The 17,852-nt window shown below is 58.7% G+C and carries 14 protein-coding genes and 7 pseudogenes; 9 read left to right on the top strand and 12 right to left on the bottom strand.

The window, feature by feature from the left end:
* From Harman_RS21865 to Harman_RS20770, 4 genes and pseudogenes are all read left to right on the top strand, one after another.
* On the top strand, nucleotides 1-599 hold a 599-nt coding region (locus Harman_RS21865; RefSeq protein WP_235007297.1), incomplete at its 5' end, for a DUF6498-containing protein.
* Nucleotides 600-852: 253 nt separating this feature from the next.
* A pseudogene (locus Harman_RS20780) lies at nucleotides 853-1,086 on the top strand (transposase); the annotation flags it as partial.
* Between the two features lie 124 nt (nucleotides 1,087-1,210).
* On the top strand, nucleotides 1,211-1,441 hold the full coding sequence (locus Harman_RS22205; RefSeq protein WP_137685582.1) for a DDE-type integrase/transposase/recombinase: 231 nt from the start codon (nucleotides 1,211-1,213) through the stop codon (nucleotides 1,439-1,441).
* Between the two features lie 376 nt (nucleotides 1,442-1,817).
* Entirely contained in the window at nucleotides 1,818-2,477 is a 660-nt protein-coding gene (locus Harman_RS20770) for an O-methyltransferase (RefSeq protein ID WP_137685581.1), read from the top strand.
* A gap of 434 nt (nucleotides 2,478-2,911) precedes the next feature.
* Here Harman_RS20770 and Harman_RS20765 read toward each other — a convergent pair whose 3' ends face one another.
* Nucleotides 2,912-3,856, bottom strand: a complete 945-nt coding sequence (locus tag Harman_RS20765; RefSeq protein WP_137685580.1) for an FAD-dependent oxidoreductase — start codon at nucleotides 3,854-3,856, stop codon at nucleotides 2,912-2,914.
* 222 nt (nucleotides 3,857-4,078) lie between these two features.
* Here Harman_RS20765 and Harman_RS20760 point away from each other — a divergent pair, with 222 nt between their 5' ends.
* Genes Harman_RS20760 through Harman_RS20750 form a run of 3 tightly spaced genes read left to right on the top strand, consistent with a single transcriptional unit; the run spans nucleotide 4,079 to nucleotide 7,238 of the window.
* Nucleotides 4,079-5,263, top strand: a complete 1,185-nt coding sequence (locus Harman_RS20760) for an ABC transporter substrate-binding protein (protein WP_137685579.1) — start codon at nucleotides 4,079-4,081, stop codon at nucleotides 5,261-5,263.
* Entirely contained in the window at nucleotides 5,263-6,378 is a 1,116-nt protein-coding gene (locus Harman_RS20755) for a FecCD family ABC transporter permease (RefSeq protein WP_137685578.1), read from the top strand. The genes Harman_RS20760 and Harman_RS20755 overlap by 1 nt, the downstream gene beginning before the upstream one ends.
* A complete protein-coding gene (locus tag Harman_RS20750; RefSeq protein ID WP_137685577.1) occupies nucleotides 6,378-7,238 on the top strand; it encodes an ABC transporter ATP-binding protein in 861 nt (286 codons plus the stop codon). Before Harman_RS20755 ends, Harman_RS20750 begins: the two co-directional genes overlap by 1 nt.
* A 196-nt stretch (nucleotides 7,239-7,434) precedes the next feature.
* Here Harman_RS20750 and Harman_RS20745 read toward each other — a convergent pair whose 3' ends face one another.
* Entirely contained in the window at nucleotides 7,435-8,232 is a 798-nt protein-coding gene (locus Harman_RS20745) for an IclR family transcriptional regulator (RefSeq protein ID WP_160140723.1), read from the bottom strand.
* Between the two features lie 202 nt (nucleotides 8,233-8,434).
* Between Harman_RS20745 and Harman_RS20740 the strand changes: the two genes are divergently transcribed.
* Entirely contained in the window at nucleotides 8,435-9,079 is a 645-nt protein-coding gene (locus Harman_RS20740) for a hypothetical protein (RefSeq protein ID WP_137685575.1), read from the top strand.
* Between the two features lie 294 nt (nucleotides 9,080-9,373).
* Here the strand turns inward: Harman_RS20740 and Harman_RS20735 are convergent.
* Nucleotides 9,374-10,726, bottom strand: a pseudogene (locus Harman_RS20735) (PEP/pyruvate-binding domain-containing protein); the annotation flags it as partial.
* 58 nt (nucleotides 10,727-10,784) lie between these two features.
* Nucleotides 10,785-11,028, bottom strand: a pseudogene (locus Harman_RS20730) (IS6 family transposase); the annotation flags it as partial.
* Nucleotides 11,029-11,062: 34 nt separating this feature from the next.
* Here Harman_RS20730 and Harman_RS20725 point away from each other — a divergent pair.
* Nucleotides 11,063-11,576: pseudogene (locus Harman_RS20725) on the top strand (pyridoxal-phosphate dependent enzyme); the annotation flags it as partial.
* Here Harman_RS20725 and Harman_RS20720 read toward each other — a convergent pair.
* The 8 genes and pseudogenes from Harman_RS20720 to Harman_RS20690 form a co-directional block, all read right to left on the bottom strand.
* Nucleotides 11,573-11,890, bottom strand: coding sequence for a transcriptional regulator FilR1 domain-containing protein (locus tag Harman_RS20720; protein WP_137685573.1), 318 nt, complete (start codon nucleotides 11,888-11,890; stop codon nucleotides 11,573-11,575). The pseudogene Harman_RS20725 and the gene Harman_RS20720 overlap by 4 nt on opposite strands.
* A 12-nt stretch (nucleotides 11,891-11,902) precedes the next feature.
* Entirely contained in the window at nucleotides 11,903-12,328 is a 426-nt protein-coding gene (locus tag Harman_RS20715; RefSeq protein WP_137685572.1) for a MarR family transcriptional regulator, read from the bottom strand.
* A 226-nt stretch (nucleotides 12,329-12,554) separates the two neighbouring features.
* Nucleotides 12,555-13,051 (bottom strand): annotated as a pseudogene (locus Harman_RS20710) (DUF5804 family protein).
* 27 nt (nucleotides 13,052-13,078) lie between these two features.
* Entirely contained in the window at nucleotides 13,079-14,254 is a 1,176-nt protein-coding gene (locus Harman_RS20705) for a tRNA sulfurtransferase (protein WP_137685571.1), read from the bottom strand.
* Between the two features lie 36 nt (nucleotides 14,255-14,290).
* A complete protein-coding gene (locus Harman_RS21695; RefSeq protein WP_200831026.1) occupies nucleotides 14,291-15,493 on the bottom strand; it encodes a methionine adenosyltransferase in 1,203 nt (400 codons plus the stop codon).
* Nucleotides 15,494-15,832: 339 nt separating this feature from the next.
* Nucleotides 15,833-16,282: pseudogene (locus tag Harman_RS22200) on the bottom strand (DEAD/DEAH box helicase family protein); the annotation flags it as partial.
* Nucleotides 16,269-17,095 (bottom strand): annotated as a pseudogene (locus Harman_RS20695) (IS5 family transposase). The pseudogenes Harman_RS20695 and Harman_RS22200, both read right to left, overlap by 14 nt.
* 143 nt (nucleotides 17,096-17,238) lie before the next feature.
* On the bottom strand, nucleotides 17,239-17,559 hold the full coding sequence (locus Harman_RS20690) for a hypothetical protein (RefSeq protein ID WP_137685569.1): 321 nt from the start codon (nucleotides 17,557-17,559) through the stop codon (nucleotides 17,239-17,241).
* Between the last annotated feature and the right edge of the window lie 293 nt (nucleotides 17,560-17,852).

Below are 17,852 nucleotides of genomic sequence, written 5' to 3'. Positions count from 1 at the left end.
AATCAGTTCATTCATACGGTAGACGCTGTCATCACAGAGTAATGCCCCTGGCCAGACGGCTTCTCAGTACAGAGAACAGCCGTCGGACAGAGCTACTCAGCATCAGCGTTGCGAATGTGCTCCCCGTTATCGGTGTCGTGCTACTCGACTGGAGTGCGGCCGGACTGTTGCTCCTTTACTGGCTCGAACTCGGTATCGACTCGGTGTGGGCGCTCGTCCGGTCACTATTCGCTGGTCGGCCACCGGAAATTGAAACCGACAGTGTACTCGTGGGTGCGCTGGCGGCACGACAATATAGCCTCTCAGTCCCACGGACCGGTCTGCGAGTCTACCTCACAACGGTGGTCGTTCTCCCGCTTACTGTTCTCATCATCGCGAGTGCCTGGCTATTGACCGGAGCACTGCTCATCGGACCGCTGCCAGCGCCCAGTTCGAACACGATAACCGGCGTGACAGCGGCAGCACTAGGGATATTTATTTCGTCGGGAGTGCTGACCGTACGGAATTATTTCTATAACGGGGAGTATCGGAGACACAATTCCCAGACTGCGTTTCGTGGACTTCTCTTCAAAATGGTTACCGTCATTTTGGCGGGATAATTACGCTAGTATTGATAACAGCGGCCACAGAGGGACCTGAGGCGGAACTCGGCGCTCTCGATCCGACTGCCGTCGGGCTGCCACTGTTGCTTATGATCATCTGTTTGGTTCTGGTGAATCGCTTGACTGCATTGGTTTCGACCGTCAGAACTAGAAGTGTGAAGCGGGAAACCGCCGATGGTTCATATCGAAAATTTTCCGCTTCACGAACAATGTCGTTCAGTCAGCTAAGAATGCTGTTGGTGACCGAGGCGAAGTCGCCCGACGCAACGCGGGCGACCTCGCCAGCCTCGCTGCAGACAAAGGCTACGACTGGATGGAATTACGCGACAAACTCCGCGAAGAAGGCGTAAGACCACTGATCAAACATCGTGAGTTCCGACCCCTCGGTCACGCGCATAACGCGCGGGTCGATGGGCCTCGATACCGCCAACGAGCGGTGTGTGAGACCGTCTTCTCGACGATCAAGCGTATTCTCGCCGAGAGTGGTCTGTATAACGTTTGAGCGTTCAATCAGCTAACCGGGACGCAGCGGCAGCAAAATCGCATGACACAGCCTTGCTGGCTCGACTTGATAATCAGTGAGCGTGCAATGGTGGGGCTGATCACTCGTGCCGGCGCGGGCCACCGTTGACGAAACCGTTGTCAAAATTGACGGTGAGTGGCAGTGGCTCTACGCGGCAGTCGATCTCGACTTATTGTACCTCCTGGATTGTACCGTCTTCAGCCACCCCGGCACCGATCCTACAGCGGCGTTTCTCCACCGTCTCACCGAAACATATAATCTCGCCAACACAGCGTTTCTCGTTGGTACGTACGGTTATCGGACTGCCATTGCTTGATTAGGATTGAGCAGTCGGGTTGAGCGTAGCGACCGAAACCACATTGAAAAGTGGTTTCACACGTTCAAAATGCGCTCCGACCGCTTTCACACCGGCTGGGTGGTCAGTCGGCAAGCTGTCACTGGGTGGTGTCGGCAGTTTCACCGCTATTACAACCAGCAACGGCCAAATCTGCGCTTGACGGCAAACCCCCGGCGGAGGCGCTCAACTAGACAGTGACTGCTACACTGGGAGTTTAATAATATGACAGAACTATAGCGTATACGAATAACAAATAGACTCTGTCTGCGAGAGAAAAGGAGGACAACAAACTGATGACCGTTCTCGACACCACCGCATAGTAACAATTATATAATTGCGAAAATTTGCTAGTCACATGAACCATGCGGCTGATGACATTTTGAATGCGATCAGCGCTGCAAACGCAGACCTCTCACCGTTACTCGAAGAGATGACGGCCTACGGTCGTGAAAATAACTTCCCGATTGTTGGCCCCGAAACTGGACAGTTCCTTCGGACGCTCGCTGTTGCGACCGGAGCTCGGCGTGTTTTTGAATTCGGGTCTGGATTCGGATACTCCGCGGCGTGGTACGCGAGTGTGCTTCCCGACGATGGTGAAATTGTTCTTACAGATTTCGAGGAGAAGAACCTAGAACGGGCGGAATCATATCTCAAACGGGCTGATTTCACCGGCAAGATCTACTACGAAGTCGGAGACGCGATGGAGTCTTTTGAGCAGCATGATGGCCCCTGGGATCTCGTTCTAGTCGACCACCAGAAGTCGGAATACGCCAATGCGCTTTCACTCGCCCGGCCCGAACTGACCGAGAACGCAGTTATTGTCGCGGACAATATTCTCAGAGGCCCGGTATCTCCGAGCGACTTACGGGGCGGACTCCACGGTGAAGCGACCGAACTCGATGAGAACGCTGCCGGTATCATCGAGTACGTCCGAACCGTACGCGACGATGAAACGTTCGAAACGAGCATCGTTCCTCTGGGAAGTGGTCTCGCTGTCAGCGTCTACCGCGTTTAACCGATCCATCCTGAAGTGAAATTGCGCCATTCATCTACCTCAATTGAGTGTGACCCGATAGGTACCAGCACCGTTGTACAAATACCTCGCACAATTCCGTCAGTATATACATGACGTAATGGACGATTCTGCCCTCATTGTCTCCGTTCAGACTGCGGACGTTCACGTTGCTTGTCCGTTCGCGCCCGTTCAATAACAGGTGTACGATTGTAATAATCTTGCACTCGTCAATATATACATGACGGAGGATTCGACGAGACCGGTCGACTCGAACACTCGGAACCGCAACCGAGAGAAAACATCTCACTCTCCCTTCGGCTGTCCCCTCTCGCATGAAGTCGAAAACTTGGAAGCCTGGAACCGATCGCGAGTCTTCCGAGTTCCGTTCAAGTCCGTTCGGCCGATGAATCAGACGCTATCGAGCGAAATCGCGTCTAATTCGATCGACGTTGGGCCCGGATTTCCCGAGCGGCAGCGAGAATGCGATCGTCGTCGATGTGTTCGAGAAGGCGGTCGTGGCTCCGCTCAGTCCGCCGTTGTATTTCGTCGGCTGAGAGATATCTGTCGAGACGGCGATCGATCTCACGCTCACGCAACTCTGCCAGCGATTCCGCGGACAGATCAGTGTCATCGGGGACATCTCTGTCGATCTTCACACGGAGTTTGTCTCGGAGCGATTCCGTATTGGGACTGTGACCCTCGCGTCGTATCCAGTCACGGTAGCCCGACAGTCCCTCGGGAAATCCCCGCTCTCGACGCACGTCTTCGACGACGGCGCGTGCGACGCGTGCACCGTGGCCGGCAGAGCTGAGCGCCTGCAGTTCGACAGACGCTGTTGGCGACGCGATATACAGGCCGTCTGTCGGTGTTCGCCCGTCGTGGTCCGGATAGTCGCGATCGAAGAGCTCCCGCTTGTCGCCACCCTTACGATGGGTCTCGAACATCTCATTCGCTTCGTCAAGTTCGTGGAGGTACTCGCCCCCGTAACGCGTCGCCGCGACGACCCGAACGGTATCGACGGTGTCCCCACCCTGCGTCGTCACTCGGAAGCCACCGGAATCGGCGCGTTCCACAGTCTCGACCAGACTGGATCGGACCGCACAGCCCATTTCCATCGCGTGGTCGTGCATGAGTGCGTAGAACGTCTCAATGTCGATACCAGCCGGGAACCCGAGGAAATTCTCGAGAAACGCACAACGCTGCAGCGAGGAGTTCCCGCGGTCGAAGATGAGGGTATCAAGCCCATAACGCGCGGTGAATACTCCGACTGCAGCTCCTGCCGGGCCACCTCCCACAACGACCACATCGAAACTGTTCGATTTGTGGCCGTCTGAATTGGAGTTGCTCAACTGATCAGAGTCGTCGATCTCGGCGATCATATGGATTTGGTCATCCTAAATTTTATTAGTCTTTTTGATCCACAAGCTGGTAGGAGCTGTGAGACTAGTGGATGCCGTCTATGTCAGGCATTCTTGGATGTAGATACCAGGGACGACCACAGGTCTGTCCGACTCTGGGATCAGTATGCTGAGCCGGCCGTATCGATTAGGCGAGACTAAAATAGAAAGCTTTAGGTAAGATTAGGCGAGCCTAAATCATGTATGCCCCGAAGACGCAAACTGTTGGCCACTAGCGGTAGCCTCATAGCCGGTGTTATTGCAGGCTGTGCATCCGGCGGGAGTGAAGACGAGACAGCAAGTGAAAGTGAGATGGTGGGTGGAGCGGATACGACCAGTGCTCCGGCCGAGTCAGAAACGGCAGCGGGCGGATCCACCGATGGTTCGTATACGGTGACGGTCAAACCGTACGGGAGCCACACGTTCGAAGAAGTACCTGAGACATACTTCGCGTCAGTCTGGTCCGGGTTTGGCGTGTCGTTAGACATGTTGCCGACGTATGGCGGCCGGACAGACAAAATCAACGGGAAATTCTACGACCTCGTCCCCGGCCTCGAGTACGATACGAGCGAGATTACCGTTCTCACTGGCGGGAAGGGTGGCTTCGACAAAGAGGTGTTCTACGAACACGAACCGGACGTCATCTTCCTCGACCCACGATACCTCAAGCAGCAGGCGGGCTGGACCGACCAAGACATCCAAGAAATTTCGACCAACGTCGGTCCCTTCCTCGGGTCACAGGTCCACCAACCCATCAACGAACAGGACCCCTACTACGACCTGTACGGAGCCTTTGAGAAGTTCGCGGAGGTGTTCCAGCGACAGAAGCAGTACCGCGCGTGGGAAGAATACCACTCGCAGATCCTCTCAGACGTGCAGTCCCGTCTCCCACCGGAGGACGAACGGCCCACGGCAACTTCCCTGATCAGGGGGATAAACCCCGCGTCGGGGCACTTCATGCCCGTTCACATCGAGGAGAACAAGTCGAACACCCGGACTCTCGCTCAGCTCGGCGTCAAAGACGCCTTCGAGGGCCAGAACATCGACGGAGAGGTCGGTATCGAAGCAGTCCTGCAGGCAGACCCCGACGTCATCTCGACGCCGTCTCTCTGCATGGATAGCCACGAGGACTTCGTCAACAACGTAGTCGAGCCGATGGAGAGTAACGACCAGACGAGTCAGTTGACTGCCGTTCAGGAGGGGAATCTCGTCCGAACCGCTGGTCACTACATCGACCCGATCACAGACTTGTTCTCCCTGGAAGCCGGTGCGAAACAGCTCTATCCCGAGAAGTTCGGTGAGTGGCCAGGTCCGGCAGGGGAAGTTCCCGAAGACGAACAGCTCTTCGACCGACAGCGGGTGGGTGAACTCGTTTCTGGGGATCTGTAATGTCCAGCGGATTCAAAACCACTTCACAGCGGATCGCTGATCGATTCACCTTCGGGTGGATCACGCCGTCGCTGATCAGCGTCGTGCTCGGAAGTCTCGTCGTCCTCCTCTGCGCGACACTTGCGCAGGTGAGTTTCGGCGCGTATCAACTCACGCTCGCCGAGGCGTGGCACGGCATCTTCGACCCGGACGTCATCTTTAGCCTCGAAGCGTGGGGAACGTTCCTCCTGGGACACCCCCTCCCCAAGTGGTTCAGTCGAACGACGCTCGTCGTGTGGAACATCCGCTTCCCACGGATCATTGTCGGTCTGCTTGTCGGATCCAACCTCGCCGTCTCCGGTGCCATCTTTCAGGCCGTCACGCGGAACGAGCTCGCCTCCCCGTACATCCTCGGCGTGAGCCAGGGTGCGGGGCTGGTCATCATGCTCATCGTGATGTTCTTCGCGTCGCTCCAGCCAATCCTTCCCATTCTGGCCGCCATCGGGGGCGCGATTGCCTTCCTGCTGGTGTACGCCATCGCATGGGACAATGGCGCAAATCCGATCCGTCTCGTCCTCGCCGGCGTGATCGTCGGGACAGTGTTCGGCTCCGTGCAGCGCGGCCTGTTCTTCTTCGTCGACGACCTCGGGACGATAATGGCCGCTCGCACGTGGATGGCAGGATCGCTGCTCGGTACCGATTGGGCGCAGGTCCGGATCGCGCTCCCCTTTTCCATCATCTCGCTGACGCTGGCGCTCGCCGTCTCCAGACAGCTCAACGTCCTACTGCTTGGCGAAGAGACGGCGAAGACATTGGGGATGTCCGTCGAGAAGATACGGTTCGGCGTCTCGGCGATCGCCGTCCTGTGTGCGTCCGCAGCGGTCGCCGTAGCCGGCCTCGTGGGGTTCGTTGGGCTCATCGTCCCGCACATGGTCCGAACGATCGTCGGAAGCGATTACAAGCAGCTACTGGTCGGCTGCTTGTTCCTCGGCCCGGCTATACTGGTCGGGGCCGACGTCGCTGCAAGGTTAGCGTTGAGCCCGATCCAGCTCCCCGTCGGTGTCATCATGGGTATCTTCGGCGGACCGTACTTCCTCTATCTCATGCGGAAAAAAAGCAATCTCGGTGAGATCTAATGGCACAATCGATTGACGATCACGACACGGACGCGGTGAACAGCCCGGAAACCACTGAAGATTCGGAGACCGACATCGTCGTCTCGGCTGAAGACCTCTCTCTCGCATACCCGTCTTCGGACGACATCGTCGTCGCCTGCGACGACCTCCGCATTCCCCGCGGCCAGATCACGGCCCTGATCGGTCCGAACGGGAGCGGGAAAAGTACCCTACTGAAGGCACTCTCGAACCACCTGCAACCGCACTCCGGTACGGTCTCCCTCGAGGGGCGGACCGTCCAGGAGTACGACCGAAAGGAGTTCGCCCGGAAACTCAGTCGCCTCTCCCAGGAGAACGACTCTCCCGGGGACATCACGGTCGAAGATCTCGTCCTTCACGGACGCTACCCGTATCGAGGGTTCTTCGATGGGGTCTCCGAAGAGGACGAAGACGCCGTCGAGCGAGCGATCGAGCTCGCAGGTGTCGAACATCTCCGAGAGAGCTCCGTCCAGGACCTGAGCGGCGGACAGAAACAGCTCGTCTGGACGGCCGTGGTCCTCGCACAGGAGACCGACGTCCTATTGCTCGACGAACCGACGACGTTCCTCGACCTGAAACACCAACTGCAGGTAATGGAGACGATCCACCGTCTCAACGAACAGCGCGCCATCACGATCGTCGTCGTCCTTCACGACATCGAACAGGCGGCACACAACGCCGATCACCTGTTCGCACTGAAAGACGGTGCGATCGAAGCCCGAGGCGAGCCAGCTGACGTCGTAACTGAAGGATTCCTGAAAGACATCTTCGAGATCGAAGCAGACGTGCAATCCGAACCATCGCTCCGAATCCATCCACAGCGACCAGCTCAGGACGAATAACAGGCAGTCTCCGCTGAACAGGACGCCGTCGCAGTACGAACAGTTCGGCCTCGGCACGCGAACGGTCGGTGACACATAGCGTAGAGGGCTGGCGCCCGCTCTCTGTCGCTACACCCATCGGTTGGTCAGTACGAACAGCCTCACAGTGGCGTCCCGAAGTAGGCAGATACAGGCCTCGGAGGTCGACCTATCGGTCTTAGCTGCGGCTGCTGGAACTGTCCGGCTGCGGAGGGCCATGTTCCGCCATCCGACGGTATTGATCTCGGATGTCGTCGGCCGCAGCCTTCAGTTCGTCAACGAGATACTCGCGATACTCCTCACGTCGCAACCGCGTCGCCGACTCCACGACAGAGATACTACCGACTTGACCGTCGATCGTGATCGGACACGCGACGAATCCGATTCCGCTCGTTTCTTCGTTCCAGTCGACAGCGTGCCCGTTCTGCGAGACCTGACGCAATCGATGCCGAAGTTCGTCCGCATCGGTTATCGTCTGGTCAGTTGACGCGAAGAGTTCGTGCTCGTCGAGTATCTCGTCTCGGCGTTCTTTCGGGAGTTCAGCAAGTATGACTTTTCCGGCGGCGTGTGTGTGAAGCGGGAGCCGAGACCCGCTGTAGAGGCTGAGACCAGTCTCTCTCTGATCGGTCTCTCTGTGCAGAAGTACCCATTCGCCGTCCTCTTCCACACCGAGGTGAGAGAGTTCTCCGGTCTCTTCATGGAGTGCCATTAGGGCCGGGATCGCCGCGTGAAACAACCAGCTACGGTATTTCTTCTGATTTCCAGTCTCGAGAAACCGATAGCTGATGTCATATCGGCCGTCGTTCTGTGAGACGTAGCCCACCTTTGCCAGCGAGACGAGATACTGATGTGCCGTCGCTCGACTGGTTCCCAACTTGGCAGCGATGTCTGACGGCTGAGCCTCACCTTCCTCGTCCAGTATTCTAATCACCTCGAATGCACGCAGGATTGTCTTGAGCGACGTTGTCGATCCCATACTCCGCATTCTGACCCTGGTCTCATAAGTTGTGGGGACGCCGGATGTCGCACTATTGCGGCCCTGTCGTCCCCGGTGAGTCCAGACCCAGTTCAGGATTGCCGTATTTTTAGGCCAGTCTAAAACGAACCATTTTTATATATTTACTCCGGCTAAGATATATGGTCAACCTGGACCATGACGAAGCGACGGAGGAGTGACAATGACGAATGATATCACACCCTGGGTAGTGACTGATGAGTTCGGAGAACACATCTGGGCCCGTGTAAACGACTCACCACGGGTCACGTTCGGAAGACCGGACACGATCGGTCTCCTGTTCAAACTCGTTAAAGAAGGCCACGACGACCTGAACCTCGTCCGGAGGACGGGCAGGGAGTACGAAAGCGGGAACTGGTCCCATGCTCCGGCTCTGAGCGACCCCGAGGAGGACAGCACGTTTGATTGGGAATTAAAGGCCGGCATCCGTGACGAGAAGGCGGATGTCGAGGCGTCAGAGATACGGCTCGCGATGTACGCCTATACGTCCAATGGCGCTATGGCGACTCAGGAGTATTATCAGACTCGGGGGGAACCGGCAGAGGCCATCGTGAGGATCCCAGTCCCCGATTCGATGATGGAGAAAGTCGAAGAGAGCGTCGCATCCCTTCCGAATTGCCACATCATACGAGAGCCAGGCCGGGTGTTTCAGATGCGGTTCGCGGAGACGGGGAAGTTCAGGGACGCTCCGGAACACTACAGTCACCCCCACATCAAATGCGAGGGCGTTGGCGAATCCAACGCGTTAGAGAACATCTTCGACACCGCGTTCGACCTGACAGAGCGCGGCGTTCGGAGATCGCAGTGAATCACCGCGGGACCGAGTCCAATGGAATCGATCGGGACCCCCTGGAATCACTGAATCCACTACGGTGAGGATCGATACCGTCTGCAAGGCCTGAGGGGGTCGTTTCATCGTTCCCCTACGAGATCGGCTTATCCAACCGAAGGATCTACTCAGCGTATTGTTGGCGTGGACTCGTCCTGATATCGTCCGCGGTCCCAAGTTCGGTACCACGTCGATGATTTGGATAATCGTATTGCTCATCGCGAAACCGCCGGCGTATTTATCGAATGCAATCGTTTCCCGCTAACTCTCGCATTCTTCAGTCTCTTGGCCCTGGTGGACAGTGCCTCTATCGCCGTCGATCGTAATATCCTGATCGTCTACTAACTTCCGGGTAGCGTCGTCGCAACCGACGACAGCTGGAATACCGAGTTCTCTCGAAACAATGGCGGTGTGAGAGATCATCCCCCCCTCGTCGGTAACGATGCCGGCCGCGCGTTTCATCGCGGGCACCATGTTGGGGGTGGTCATCTCAGCGACGATGATGTCTCCCTCGGACACCGTGTCAGGTTCATCGGGTGACGTGATGATTCGGACAGTCCCGGAGACGATAGCCGGATGCACACCGAGGCCACGGAGGAGTACGTCACCGGCAGCCTGTACCGTCTTGGCCCCGGCGTTGGCGACAGTCTCCCCGGTACTTTCGTTGGTCGCATCGTCGGAGATGGTCGTAATGGGACGGGACTGGAGTACGAAAATCTCATCCTCGATGGTGGCCCACTCGACATCCTGAGGCGCGTTGTAGTGGTCTTCGACTCGTTCGCCGAGTTCAGCGAGCGCGTGAATCTCCGCGTCAGAGAGCACGCGTTCTTCGCGTCTATCACTCGGAACGTCGGCCCGAATCGTCTCTCCCGTCTCCTCGTCTCTGACCGTCATCAACTTCTTGTCGGCGATGGTGGCCGACTCGATCTCCCCCGTTGCCCGATCCACGACGTAGTTGTCCGGCGAAACGTAGCCGGAGACGACCGCCTCACCGAGGCCCCATGCTGCTTCGATGACGATGCGCCGTTCTCCTGTCGACGGGTGAGAAGTGAACATCACCCCGGATTTCTCGGCGTCGACCATCTTCTGCACCACGACTGCAATGTCAAGATCCCGGTGTGAGTACCCCTTCTGGTTTCGGTAGGAGATAGCACGCCGGGAGAACAGCGAGGCCCAACATTCCTTGATACGATCGAGGAACTGTGCTTTGCGAACGTTGAGGAACGTCTCCTGTTGACCTGCGAAAGAGGCGTCTGGCAGATCCTCAGCCGTCGCTGACGAACGGACGGCGACGAGTCGCTCTTCGCCATCGGTTCCAATGGCACGATAGGCTTCGAGAATCTGGTCTCTGACGGAGGCAGACAGTTGTTCTCTGAGGAGTAGTTCGTGAGCACGCTCCTGTGTATCCGCAAGCGCAGTAGAATCCGCTCCGTCAATGTCTGTCGCGGCAAACAGGTCCTCTTTGATATTGGATTTCTCGATGAAATCACGGAAGGTGTCAGTAGTCACAACAAATCCGGATGGGACCGGAAAACCGGCCGAGGCGAGCTCCCCCAGCGACGCGCTTTTCCCGCCAACTCTATGGAGATCCGTAGCTCCGATTTCGTCCAGCCAGAGTACCGACATACTCAATATGAGTTGTTTCTATCCTACTTAACTATTCGGATCGAGGCCGGCTTCGTGTTTAGTTTGGAGCATTGTGCCAGCGAGCAGGACTCTGCAACCAGTTTTCAGCGATTTCCGGATTGACGTGGCTAAAACAGTCTGAGAATCAAAAGGTTTGTCGTTTTACTTCTCTAAATATATGTTCGATAGCATTCCGATTTCCATGGCGTTCTTTCTGAAATCGGAGCCCGGATCGTGGGAGTGCTGTTTGGAGATGTTTGTAGTTGTTTGGCGCCATCGACGAGAAACACTGCGGTGACGACCCGATTCGATATATGTAAGCATGACTATGTATAGTTGCGCCAGTTCGACAACCCCGCGAACCCGCAGGCCCACTACGAGACGACGGGCGCCGAAGTACTGGAACAGGTCGGCAACCGGACCGTCGACGCCCTCGTCGCGGGCGTGGGTACCGGCGGGACAATCACGGGCACCGGCCGCCGACTCCGTGAGGCCTTCCCCGATGTCGACATCGGGCCGTCGAACCGGCCGACAACGCCGTCCTCTCGGGGATGGAACCCGGCACGGCGAGGACAGCTTCCAGGGGATGGGCCCGGGGTTCATCAGCGACAACCTCGACGTGGACCTGCTCGACGACGTGAAGACGGTGACACTGGCCGACGCCGAGGACGAGTGCCGGCGCCTCGCACAGGCGGAGGGGATTCTCGTCGGGCAGTCCTCGGGCGCGTCGAACCTGGCCGCCCGCGAGGTGCCCGAGGAACTCCTGGCGGATAGCGTCGAGGACCCACTGGTCGTCACTGTCTACTGGGACAGCGGCGAGCGGTACATGTCGACCGGGATGTTCGACTAGTCGAGCGACCGCGCTGACCGCTTGTACCGCTCGTACTCCTCGCGGGCCCACTCGTTCATCGCTTCGGTGTCGTTGTTGATGACGCCCGCGACGCCGCTGTCGCTGTACACCACCATACCGCTCACGGTTCGGTCGGGCGATTCGGCCGTCCAGATGGCGTAGTGCATGGGCTCGCTCGTCTCGTATATGTCGAGGTCGTCGGCGGCCGACAACTTCGCGAACCCGTCGGTATAGGTCTCTCTGAGTGCGTCGACGACCGACTCTGTGAGGACGAGCTCCGTATCGACGTCCTCGTCCTCGACTAACCGCGTCATTACGTCGATGTACTACGGGAGCACCGTCGGGCCGGTCCCGCGGAACGTCGTCGGGTCCAGCAGGTAGTCGATGTTGGCTTCGATCGGTGCTTCGGGCGCTTCCGGCGTGGATTCGACGATTTGGGCCCCCTCCAGTACCGCCGGGTCGATGTCGACGTCCGGCAGCAGTTCCCCGAGCACGGGCTGGGCCGCTTCGAGGGCCGAGACGCGGTCGAGGTAGCGTTCGTAGGCTGCCACACCGTGGCGCCCGGCGTAGGTCGCGACGTACTCGCTCCCCCGGCGCTCGACGAGAGCATGGTCAACGAGTTCGTCTATCGCCCTGTCGACGGTCGACCGCGAGATGTCGAGGGTCTCGACGAGTTCCGGCTTGGTCGCCGGCGTCGAGAGCACGGTGAGCACGTCACGGTGTTTCGCGACCGTGGTCGGTTCGGCGGTCATCAGTCGTCGGAATCCCCGGAATATACATGGTTCTTGCCATATCTGCTCAGGGCCCGGGAAAGTTCCCGCCCGTTTGGTATATATCCCCGTCCGGATGTTGATGCTGGTGAGGCCGCCACGGGTCCGTGGCGACTGGTTTCCGTGGTGTCCAGTCGCGACGTATACGTGACTCGGACATCACGTCGTGGCGTCCGTCACACCGCGGCTTCCGACCCCAACCGACCTTTCAGGCCCTGAACTCCGACTCGGTGACCCGGACGACCAGCGTGTCGTCCACCGCCCGGAGGTCGTACTCCGGAATCGTGTCGCCGGTCCGGGTCAACAACATCGGCTCGACGAGTCTCGGCGGCCGGTCCTCGACTGGCGCTTCCTCCCCGTCGCCCTCGTCTTCACGCACGACCCCGTACACCTTCAGAAACCGCCCGGTGTCTCCGGGCGCGAGTTCGTTGTCCCTAATCGCCGTTGCGACCTCCCGCGAGAGCCACTCCCCTCGCTGATTGAGGGCTCCTTGACGAAGGCGGCGTCAGCAAAGCGGACCAGATACCAGTTCAGGTCGTTGAGCAGGGCGACCGCGGCGCCGAGGCTCACCGTCTGGACCTGGACGGTGTTCTCGAACGGTTCCCGCAGGTCGTAGGTGACCAGCGCGTTCCGGGCCGTCTCACGGGAGAGCAGTTCGTACCGGAGGTTCACGTCCTCGCTCCCGACGAGACAGACCTGCGTCATGGCTCGAACCTACAGCGCCCGGGAGATTTAGCTTTCGATGGGGACGACTTCGCGGTCCGCCGCACAGGCCTGTGCGCGCTCGAAGAGGTCATCGGGCTCGGCCGCCCGCACGGCCGAAAGCGAGGCGTTCGTTTCGGGCAACGCCGGCGCGACGCGGTTACACCCGGTGTCGACCGTCGCGTCCTCGAACGTCCCAATCGACCGCGCCAGGTTCGTGATGTCGGCTTTGTCCATCGCGACGAGCGGCCGGTGGACCGGCAGCGTCGCGGCGGCGTCGGTGACTGCCAAATTGGCGCTGGTCTGACTGGACTTCTGGCCGATGGCCTCGCCCGTGACGAGGCCCACGGCGTCGACGTCCTCGGCGACCGATTCGGCCGCCGCGAGCATGAACCGCCGGAGGGCGAGCATCCGCAGGTCGCCCGTCTCTACCTCCAGTGCCGAGACCACCTTGCCGGCGTCGATGACGTGGAGCGACATCGACTCCCCCGGGGCATACCCGGCCAGCGTCTCGACTGTCGCGCGCGCTCGGGCTCGGTGGTCCGGACCGCCGTAGTCGCCCAGGTCGACATAGACCGGGACGACCGGACAGCCGCGCGTCATCAATTTCCATGCGGCGACGGGCGAGTCGATGCCGCCGCTGACCAGCGCGACGACCGGGCGCTGGGTACCGAGCGGGAGGCCGCCCGGGCCGGACCGCTTCTCGACGAAGACGTAGGCCCTGTCGGAGCGACACTCGACGAACAGTTCGAAATCCGGGTCGTCGAGGTCGACGACGGGCTCGCCGCCCAGCGACTCGATAGCCTCGAACACCGCCGCGCCGCCCTCGGACTCGATGTCCGTACTGGCGAACGGGTGGGCGTCGCTCGGGCCCGCGCGGGTCGCGTCGACGGCAAAGCTCCCGCCGTCGTAGGCGGCTTCGGCCATCGCCCCGAGGGCGTCCGCGATATCGTCCAGCGTGGGCTCGACGGTGACTGCGGGCGAGGCCGAGACGACGCCGAAGGTGTCGGCCGCCGCGTCGGCGACGGCGCTTGCATCGTCCGTGTGGACGAAGATGCGGTTCCGCCGCCGCTCGATGTCGCCCGAGAGCCCCCGCTGGTCGAGCATCGCCTGGAGGTTGTCGGCGAGCCGGTCCTCCATCTTGCGGCGGACCTGCTCGCTTTTGACGCCCAGTTCGCCGTGACGAACCAGGACGACATCGTACATACACTGCGTAGCCCAAAGGCGGGTAAATGGGTGTCGCTAGAACGTCGAGATGTCGCCCTCGATGACCTCGCGGGTCAGCTCGGTGACGTTTTCGAGTTCGGCGTCGATTGCCTCCCTGACCTCCGCCTCGATGTCGCCCACCGCGACGCCGTCCTCGGTGACAAGCTGGGCGTCGGCCACGTGGGGCTCGTCGATCGGCGAACCGATTTGGGAGAGCAGGCGGAGCTGGAGCTGGCGGATGCCGTCGACCTCGCTGACCACGGAGCGGGCCACCTTCGTCGAGAGGAGGTTGTATATTTTGCCGATGTGGTTGACCGGGTTCTTCCCGGAGGTGGCCTCCATGCTCATCGGGCGGTTGGGCGTGATGAGCCCGTTCGCGCGGTTGCCACGGCCGACGGAGCCGTCGTCGCCCTGCTCGGCGCTGGTCCCCGTGACGGTTCGGTAGATGGACTCCTCGTCGTAGTCGTCGGCGGTGTTGACGTGGACGGTCACGTCGCGGTCGGTGTACTCCGTCGCGAGCGACTCGACGTACTCGCGAACGTCCTCGACGGCCTGCTTGTACTCCGCGAGGCCGGCGACGTGTTTGTCGACCATCGCGACGGCGACGGTGACGTCTATCTGGTCGCCCTCGCGCTTGCCCATCACCTTCACGTCCTGGCCGACGACGGGGTTGTCGGCGGCGTACTCGCCGGTGAGTTTGCGCTCGGTGTTGGCGACGATGCGTTCGGTCTCCGAGAGCGGCGCGTGGCCGACCCCGTAGCTGGTGTCGTTGGCCATCGGGACGGCGGCCTCCTCGCCGAAGACGGTCTGGAGGTCCCCCGACCCCTCGCCCAGTTCCACGTCGATGATGACGTCCGTATCGAGGTCCAGATGCGGGAAGTGCTCGCCGAGGTAGTCACGGGCGGCCTCCAGAGCGATGCTCTCGGCGGGGATATGGGTGCCCTGGTACTCCTTGGTCGCGCGGCCGACGATGAGGAAATAGATGGGTTCGAGGACCTCGCCGCCGCCGTAGGCGGGCGCGGCGTTGCCGGCGACGAGCTGGGTCTCGTCGGTGTTGTAGTGGAGGACCTTCCCGACGCGGTCGATGTAGGTCTGTGCGAGCCGCCGGGAGACGCTCTCGGCGACCCCGTCACAGATGGAGTCCGGGTGGCCGATGCCCTTCCGCTCGACGATTTCGACGTTCTGGTCCTCAACTGGTAGCCCGCTCTCGGGGGCGACGTGGATGTTCCGCTCGGTCATGGGTCGCTCTTTGCTGTGCCCGCTTCTATAACTTACGGGAACCGCTCGCGGTTGAAAGATTACTCTGAGGAATTTCCGAGTTCGGAGGACCATCACCTCGTTGAGTATCTCTGAGATTTCTTCGGCCTCATGCTGGAGTTTCTCGGTGAGGTCTTCGAGGTCTGCTGGTTCCATCTCCTCTTTGCCCGAGGCAACTCGCTTTCGCTGTTCGGCAATGTCGATGTACCGGTCAAATGAACCGAAGTCCAGATTGGCTTTGTTCCGTATCTCGTTTTTCTCGGTGAACAGGCCGATGGGATTTTTTAAATCGGTCGCACTGTTGTTCAGTGGTGTCGCCGTCAGTAGAATCATCGTCTTGTCCCGGAGCAGTCGAAGATTCGCGTGTCGGCGTGTTCCTTTGTAGTCGTCGTCATCATCGGGATTCGAACGCCATCTTCCATGATTCCGGAAGCGATGAGCCTCGTCGACCAGCAGAACATCAAACTGCTCTCTGAGTCCTTGAACCTCATCGTAGGAGAGGTTCTGGAACTTGCTGATGCTCATGACTTCTAGGTGCGTCTCATCTATCTCCAGCCCGAAGAACGGATTACCATCCTCGTCTGTCGCATCCTGAAGAAGGTCTTCCCACTGGTCGGTTAGGTTTGCCGGGACAATGAGCAGACAGTGTTTGCCGTCATGACGGTAGTCATAGAGGAGCTCACTCCCAATGAATGACTTCCCGAGGCCGACTGAATCTGAAATAATACTGCTCTGTTGAATAGATGCTGAGACAAAGTTAGAGTGGCTCACAGAGCGGTTCTATGTTTGTGATGGCGAACATAAGGACAATTTCACGGAACTGTCGATACCAGCCAAGCGCTCGCACGGCGTCGCCGAGCGAGCGCTTCGTTGTCGAATACGAAGTTTCGGCCATCCAGCGCTGAGTGTATCCTTTTGACCGGATAAGGGGGCGTTATTCGCTGTTGCGTTCAATGACGAACCGCGGTAGTGAACGAGATAGTCTATATCCAGTGCAGCAATCTCGTATTCGGTGTGCCAGTCTTGGAAACCGGAGTCAGCAGCGACGGACAGCAGGTCGTCCGCGTTCCGGCGGACGACCTGCGGCCCGGTCTTCGTATCGTGTTGCCACCGTGCTGAAATATGAACGTCAAGCACAGCTAGTGACTCTATATCGGTTACTGTCGTCACTTTCAGCGTTTGGACAGTGCTTCCAGACCGCTGTCGGTAGTACGATGAGGCCGAACGTCGGTCGAAGAATGTGCTGTCAAGTGCTATGTGGCCAGATTGCGGGTGTTGCTGCGCTGAAACGCGCAGCAACGCCCGCCACACCCACATTTTGAGCCGATCAAACGATTTGTAGATCGTTGTGTAACCCGAGAGATCATCTTGGTCAAGTTCAAGAATGTCGCGGAGTTCCGCCATGTATTTCAACCGATTCGGCGTCTCGCGGAAGCTATGATCCTCTTCGAGTCGAAAACAGTGTAACACGACGTGGATCCAGCGGGCGAACCCGCCGCTGGCGGGCTCGCCCGCGTGCTTCCCTAACGCTTGTTTAGCTAGATGCCGACACTGCTCAACGAAGTCGAGGATGTCGACTTCCATGGACAGAGTCAATTCCTCGGCTTCACCCTTCTACTCCGTGATACCACACGATTAGACCGCTATTCAACAGAGCAGATTCAAGGGAATCTTGGCTGGAATAACTGTTCAGTCTGGATGCAGACATATCACGTGAGACTGCACCATTACCAGTTTCCTTCGAAGAATGTTGGCGCGTCAGGGAAGAAAACAAAGATAGCCCACCAGAGCGCAACGTAGTACACTATCCCCACGATGCGGAGGGCAACGCAAAGACGATAGTGGCGTTTAGCGAGGACATTCGGAACCGAGATGAGGAGCAGTCCCCCTCCCGCGAGTAACCCGACTTTGTATCCTCGGTCAATGAGCATCCACAGCGTGAATAGCAAGGTAAAAGCAAAGAACGCCCATCCGTAGAGTCCGCCAACAGGTTCGGCAAATATCGTATCTCCGACGACCGGATACTCCCGGAGTTTTTCGAAATTCATAGAGTGGCGTCGTCGTCACTGGATGTTAAATATATACCCTGATGTCAGGCTGAACTGGTAGTCCTTTTCTCTGTACTGAGCGATTCAACAGTTGAAGTTTGAATGAAAGAAGTGATCGATAGACGTGCGAGCAATACATATTTGTTACCTGACTGGAAATAGAGGGTGATGGCAAATAGTGTTTCTAAGAACAGAATAAGCCGAGCAGAGACAGCACTACTGCTCGGTATCAGTCTCCTGTTTTTTGTGTACGGCATGGCGCAGTGGACGAACACTATTACTTATACTCCGCC

Origin of the sequence: Haloarcula mannanilytica (assembly GCF_005406125.1) — an archaeon.
Classification (GTDB): Archaea; Halobacteriota; Halobacteria; order Halobacteriales; family Haloarculaceae; genus Haloarcula; species Haloarcula mannanilytica.
This window is presented reverse-complemented; position numbering and strand designations above follow the sequence as displayed.